General features: G+C 64.2%; 1 protein-coding gene and 1 pseudogene. Both read left to right on the top strand.

Annotated elements, in window-relative coordinates; genetic code table 11:
* A pseudogene (locus R1101_RS28705) lies at positions 1 to 518 on the top strand (hypothetical protein); the annotation flags it as partial.
* Between the two features lie 3 nt (positions 519 to 521).
* Positions 522 to 964, top strand: a 443-nt coding sequence (locus R1101_RS28700; RefSeq protein ID WP_037225168.1) for a YhgE/Pip domain-containing protein, incomplete at its 3' end; no start/stop codon positions are given.

Below are 964 nucleotides of genomic sequence, written 5' to 3'. Positions count from 1 at the left end.
GGGGATCGCTGACGGTTCTCGGTGAGGATCGGCCGCAGAAGATCATCGCGCGGTCGGCGATCGCGTGCATGAACGAACTCGACGAGGTGCGCCCGTCGGTCACCGTGCGCGATCTCGTCACCGAGCAGAAGCGGTGGGATTCCCCGTGGTACAAGTTCGTTCCGCGGGTGCGCGAGGACGGCGTCGCCGAGATGTGCGAGGAGATCTTCGGCGACGTACCGCTGCCACCGCTCGAGGCGTTCGTCGACGATCTCCCCGAACTCCAGCAACTGCTGCTGCGGATCTCGGTGGCCGACACCCGACGCCCGCCACTGCTGGTGGTGGGTCGGATCGACCGGATCGCCGACAACGTCGAACGCGCCACCCTGCTCGACCGGCTCGTCGCTCTCGGGGAGAACCGGTCGGTGATCGTCGGCGACGTGAACCCCGTCGATCCCACCGTCGGGGTGCGGGCTGTGGTGGACATGCACGATCTGCTCGGACCCGGTGACATCGGCGTCCTGACGAAGAGGAAGTGACGAGTGCTCGCAGGCGTCTCTCTCGGTAGCGACTCGAAGCGATACTTCCGCGGCACGATGCCGCGCATCGCGATCGCGACGATCATTCTCATGCCGTTGCTGTACGGCGCCATGTACCTGTGGGCCTTCTGGAACCCGTTCGGTGCGGTGAACAAGATCCCGGCGGCGATCGTCAACAACGACACCGGTCGTTCGTCGACAGGGGAGCAGGTCGATGCCGGTGATCAGGTCGTCAAGTCCCTCATCGCGTCCGGTCAGCTCGATCTCGCGGAGGTGTCGGAGGATGACGCCGTCGCCGGTCTGGCCGACGGAAAGTACTACTACACCATCACGATTCCGGAGAATTTCACCGAAGCGGTCGAATCCCCCAACGGCGACAACCCCGAGAAGGCGAATCTGGTCTTCACCTTCAACGACGCGAACAACTATCTCGCGACCATCATCGG

It is taken from the genome of Rhodococcus sp. R1101 (assembly GCF_000278445.1).
Lineage (GTDB): Bacteria > Actinomycetota > Actinomycetes > Mycobacteriales > Mycobacteriaceae > Rhodococcus > Rhodococcus gordoniae.
The sequence above is the reverse complement of the archived record's forward strand: the minus strand, read 5'-3'. Positions and strand labels throughout refer to the sequence as shown.